This window comes from Pseudarcicella hirudinis (assembly GCF_900115665.1).
Lineage (GTDB): Bacteria > Bacteroidota > Bacteroidia > Cytophagales > Spirosomataceae > Pseudarcicella > Pseudarcicella hirudinis.
The window spans coordinates 175,782-181,856 of record NZ_FOXH01000014.1; the positions used below are offsets into that span (position 1 = coordinate 175,782).

Sequence of the window (6,075 nt, forward strand, 5' to 3'; positions counted from 1 at the left end):
CCCCCTTTTGGCTCATAACTAATTGGCAGAACTTCTGAACCTAAACATTTCTCTTTTGCATATTCCAGTTGCGCATGCGTAGTAGTGGTTTCCTCGATACTTACCAGATTACTCTTCTCACTCAGGCATTCTCCTTTCAGGCATTTTGCATAATAATTCACAGATTTGCTGAAGGTTATCGGCATATCAACACTTGTCCCATTTTCCTCAAACCATAATAATCCTCCATTCTCACAACCTGAAGCAGTCAAACTAACCTGAGAACCTAAACAGGCTTTTGCTCCTATAACTATTGGTGCTTCAACTGAGATTATAGCAATTTCTGAAATAGCTTTACTGATTCCGCAATTATCATTCACGCTATAGGTGATTTCAAAAACCCCTCCTTTATTTGTCGTTAGTTTTCCTGTTTGGGAGTCGATTATTGCTTCTGTAGAATTGACTGAAAAATTCCCCCCTTTTGGCTCATAACTAATTGGCAGGACTTCTGAATCTAAACATTTCTCTTTTGCATATTCCAGTTGAGGTTGAACATTATTCACTATAGTAAGTTTAGCGATATTGGAAGTTACAGAACAACCATTCGCAGAAATAATACAGCGATATTCCCCCTCATCGCTTTTACCAGCTTTGTTAATCTTAAAATCAGCCTCAGTACCATTGGTGCTGGTTTCTTCTTTTTTCCATAAATAATTAAGTGGGCTTCCTCCTGCGTTTGCGATTATAGAAAAGCTCACGTCGCTTCCTTCACAAACCTCTAAATCTTTCAGATTTTGTGTAATAATGGGAGCTGTTTTAATCTGTATAACTTGTGTAACTACTTCACTTTCACAATTATTCTGAGATTTATTTACGCATTTAAAATCATATCTAAGACTGGCATTTGTGTTGAAATCCGGAGGATTTATCAAACTCTCGTCTTTCTCTTCCCACGTTCCTTCATTAGTTCTAAAAAAAGAGGTTCCGGTTTTACAGGTATTTTTTAAAGTAAAAGATGGTTCTGAATTACAGAAATCGGATTTTGAGCCAGTATTTAAAATAATCGGTTTCTCAGGTTTTCTGTCAATAAGAACATCCAACTGGCTTCTGGCACTTTCACATCCTTCAGCATTTGTCTGACTAACCCAATAACTTTGAACAGCCGGTAATGATCTATCTATTTTCAGGTCTGTTCCTAATAAATTCCCCTGAACCTGTGCACTATACCATTTCAGGTTTAATCCATTTACATGCAAATTCAAGGATTCCTCTCCGGTACTTTCACATTCACTGATATGCGATACAATCAAGGGGGGATCTGGTATTGCAGAAACTGATAAATCAACAAAGGCAGAAGAAATAGCTCCGCATGACCCCGAAATTGAGCAGGAATACAGGTTATCAGTATTTGTTGCATCAGAAGCATCAATAGTTGAAATCGTCAGATTTGCTGTTTTAGAACCGGTTATTTTTCCTCCGTCTGTGAGTATCACATTTCCTTTTTTCCATTGATAACTCAGTCCGGAACCCGTTGCTATCACTGAAAAAACAACATCTTGTCCGGCACATTTTTTTTGATCTACAGGTTGGCTACTTATTAATGTCCCGGGATTTACGGTAAAACTTATGGCTGACCTGGGGCTTCTGCATCCTCCGCCATTAGACTGATCGACCCAATAATTTACCACCCTCGGCGTATTAGCATCGATTGGAACAATTTCAGAAGAAGGAACATTCCGGACAGCTGTAAGAAGAGAATTATTACTGGTTGAAACAGCACTTCCTCCGGTAGCCTGTGTGTACCATCTCACTGTATTGCCCGTGTTTTCTTTAGTGGCCGTCAGACTAACAGGGTTTCCCTGACATACAACTCCTGATACCGGCGAAACTGTTACTTTAGGTGCTCCCGGATAAGCATAAACTGTTACGGAAATACCACTTGACTGAGGGCTTGAACAGCCATTTTTACTGCAAATCGCTTTATAGTTTTTAGCACCGGGGACAGAAGCGTTAAAAATGTAAATTGCAGAAGATGCAACTAATTGATTAGCTTCATCATACCAGGACGTAGTTCCTCCTTCAGCAGAGCATCCTGTTGAGTTTAATGTTATCTTATCTCCAATACATGCATCAATTATCGTTTCTTTGCTATGAATTGGTACTGGTGGAACAGGATATACTGTCAGGGATATTTCATTTGTTGTTTTCTGACAATTGTCAACAGGATTATCATAATTCGGACTGAGGTTAAAAAATACTTTACACCGATACTTTGTTCTGTCCTCTGAGGCAGGAATATTATCGAAAGTCAGTGTGTGAGTATTGGTTCCTGATATATAACTATCTGTGACAGGAATCCAGTCTGTTTGTCCATTCGGGAGCTTTTCCCATTGATAACTTCTTGCATTTAAATCATCTTCTGAAAAAACTACCGATAAATTAAACTTACTCCCTGCACAGGTTGCCTGAAAGCCGGAAAGAGAAATATCATTTAGTTTTATTTCAGCCGGCTCTGATGTTACAGAACAGCTTCCGTTCGATACTATGACTCTGTAGCGGGTTCTGGAAGGGTTTTCCACTCCCCCGGTAGGTTGAATCTGCAAAACATTCGGCGTGCCCAGATTAATCTGATAACCCGGATCAACAGGAAGATTAACAAATACCCCTCCGTCTGAAGGTCTGCTCCTCTGCCATTGATAAGTCAGATTATTCCCTGTAGCAGTCACTGTCATTACAATACTGTTGGGAACGCAGTCAAATTGTGAAGCTGGTTGTTGAGTAATAAGGGGGCATTGTCCAAAAGCAAGATTAATGCCTTTGAACATTATTGAAAATAGCGTAACAGCTATCTTTCTAAAAGATAGTTTCATAGTAGATGTAGACTTTAATAATTAAGATGTAGAAACGTTACAAAAGAAATTGTACAGATAATACTTCCTTTGTGCAGAAGCTTATGAATACTCTGTCTTTAAATAACTTAGACGAATATAATTTAAAATAAATTTTAGCTCCAAATTGTATTATCAAATGATAACCAAAAAAATAAGTCCGCCGGAGAACCGACAGACTTATTTTCAAAAAGCAGGGCTTAAAATCTTTAATTTTTAGCTCCCTGCACGGCTCCACCTGATTGCTGTTTCTGTTGCTGCATAGGGTTTTGCGAAGCCGGACGCTGTGCTTTAAATACCTGGAAACGTGTAGGTTGTGCAGGTTCACGAGGGAAAAAGTTATCCTCTGTATCAATATCAGCGATTTCAAAGAATGGATCTAAGGTCCATTTCACTACTTTTTTATCAGTAGGAATTACTTTCTTCACATCTCTGTCATTCAATCTCCAGACTTCTGCCGGAATTCTTACGATTTGATCGGTTCCGTCTTCAAATTGCATTCTTATAATGACAGGCATCACTAAGCCACCCTTATTTTTAAGGTTTACCACGTAAAAGTTTTTACCAGACTCAACCAATTTACGCTCATCTTCTGATAATCCGGCAAGATATTGTTCATATTTCTTCTTGTCGGCATCAGTTACCGCAAATTTGTCGTAAGAATTATAAAAATCCTTCATATCAGCGTCTTTTTCAACTACAGACTGCTTTATATCTTTCTCGTTACGGATATTGCTCAAAGTCTTGCGTTTTGCCTCGAAATCAGCTTTGGCGGCTGCTTTCTGTTTGGCAGGATCCTGCGTATCAACGCCATACCATTCTACCGTCTCAATAGATTGATTTACAGGCTCAACTGTATAAAACCAACCTTTCCAGAACCAGTCAAGGTCAACACCTGATGCATCTTCCATTGTACGGAAAAAATCAGCAGGATATGGTTGTTTAAATGCCCAGCGACGTGCATACTCTTTAAATGCATAGTCGAACAATTCACGACCCATTACAGTTTCACGTAAAATATTCAAGGCTGTAGCCGGTTTTGCATAAGCATTCGGACCGAAAGCCATAATATTATCAGAACCGGACATAATCGGTACTTGCTGAGAAGGATCTGTTTTCATGTATGGCACAATCAATTGGGGTTCTCCGCGGCGGGAAGGGAAATTTTTATCCCATTCCATTTCAGCCAGATATTGGCAGAAAGTATTCAGACCTTCATCCATCCATGACCACTGGCGCTCATCTGAGTTGATAATCATCGGGAAGAAATTATGACCAACTTCATGAATAATTACCCCAATCATTCCTGCTTTTACAGCATCAGAATATGTTCCGTCCGGTTCCGGACGTCCTCCGTTAAATGAAATCATCGGAAATTCCATTCCTCCGCCTGCTACTGAGTGACATGAGTAAGCAACCGGATACGGATATGCCACTGTACGTTTAGAGTATGACCGTAAGGTATGAGCTACAACCATTGTCGAATATTGGCCCCAAAGAGGATTCCCTTCTTTTGGATACAATGACATTGCCCAGACTTTTTTGCCTTCAACATCTACCTGCATAGCATCCCAGATAAATTTACGGGATGAAGCAAAAGCAAAGTCACGAACATTATCAGCTTTGAATATCCAGGTCTTTTTTCCGGTAGGTTTACCTTTTTCTGCTTTTTCAGCCTCCTCCTGCGAAACAATCAATACCGGGCGCGCAGCAGTTTTTGCTTTGTCCAAACGCTTGATCTGCTCAGCAGAAAGCACCTGAGAAGCATTCTGCAATTCACCGGAAGCTCCGACTACATGGTCATTCGGAGCAGTGATTGCCACTTTATAGTTTCCGAAAGTAAGGGTAAATTCACCCTGACCCAGGAATTGTTTATGTTGCCAGCCGTAAACATCATTATATACAGCCATACGTGGGAAGAAATGTGAGATAAAGTAATTGGCATTTCCATCTTTCGGGAAAAACTCATATCCCGAACGACCATAATATTCAGTGATAAGATAGTTCCAGTCGATCGAAAACGAAACATTCTGCCCTGGTTTTACCGGAGCAGGCAAGTCTATACGCATCATGGTATTATTGATGGTATAACGCAGGGCAACTCCTTTTGCATCACGAACAGAGGTGATTTTATATCCATACTCTTTACCATCTCCCATCATCGTTTTAAGTGCATTTGCACTTAAACCTGTAGCCGGATCTATGCCTCCCGTGCGGGTATTAGAACCAATTGCTCCTTTTTCAAACAGGTTCTGGTCTAATTGCAACCATAAATAAGGTAATTCGTCGGGAGACTGGTTGAAATAAGTAATAGTTTCTGTGCCGGTAATTTTACGGGCATTGTCATCTAGCTCTACTTTAATATCGTAGTCAGCACGTTGTTGCCAATAATCTTTTCCGGGAGCACCTGAGGCTGTTCTGTATGTATTGGGGGTCGGAAGTTCTGAACCCATTTGCTCAAAACGGGTATTCCCGTTATAAGGATTTTGCTGGGCCAAAAGCTGTATGCCCTGAGCCATGAAAACACAGCAGAGTAACAGTAGTTTTTTCATTTCGATTTGTTGGTGAGTATTATAAAAAAGCTAGCTAATTTAATAATTTTTTACAAAAAAGTCTTCCCACTTTATACAAAACAGGTTTTTTATGAGACAGCCATGGGTTTTATTGATCAGTTGAGACTTCAATATTTACAGCTCTCCGCGTTTTACTTCAGATACTTTTAAAACATTCAATAAAAACATTCTTCCTGAAGCATTCTCTTCTTTTCAAGTTACTATTTGTAACTATAGTACTGTACTTCAGCCAAGCAACATGACAATTCTTTAAAAACAGGCATAATGACTCCTCGCTAAAGCTGTAATCTTATCATACATCAAATAATCATACATTTTACTAAGTAAAACTCAACAATAAAACCAAACTGCTTGGATGCTTCCTTTTTTAAACACATCTTTACACACTTACTTTCAGCCTGTCATTTCAAATATGACAACTGTATGCGGTCCCTTCAACACACTGCCAATAAATTATTCATTAAAAATCTATCCTTATTGTAATTCTCAGCATTTCTATGATGAGCACTACCTAGTCCTTTAACAGCAAATCCCCCGTTTTTTAAACCATCTTATTTTAAAAACTGAATCTATACCATGATTTTACAAAAAAACTATTTCGCTTCCTCTCGCTGATTCATCTATAGGATTCTCGG

2 protein-coding genes are annotated in these 6,075 nt (G+C 39.3%); both read right to left on the reverse strand.

Annotated elements, in window-relative coordinates; genetic code table 11:
- The coding region (locus BM179_RS25415) for an Ig-like domain-containing protein (protein ID WP_177219466.1) at positions 1 to 2,849 on the reverse strand (2,849 nt) is incomplete at its 3' end.
- Between the two features lie 227 nt (positions 2,850 to 3,076).
- Positions 3,077 to 5,419, reverse strand: coding sequence for a M1 family metallopeptidase (locus tag BM179_RS20205; protein WP_092018986.1), 2,343 nt, complete (start codon positions 5,417 to 5,419; stop codon positions 3,077 to 3,079).
- Positions 5,420 to 6,075 lie beyond the last annotated feature (656 nt).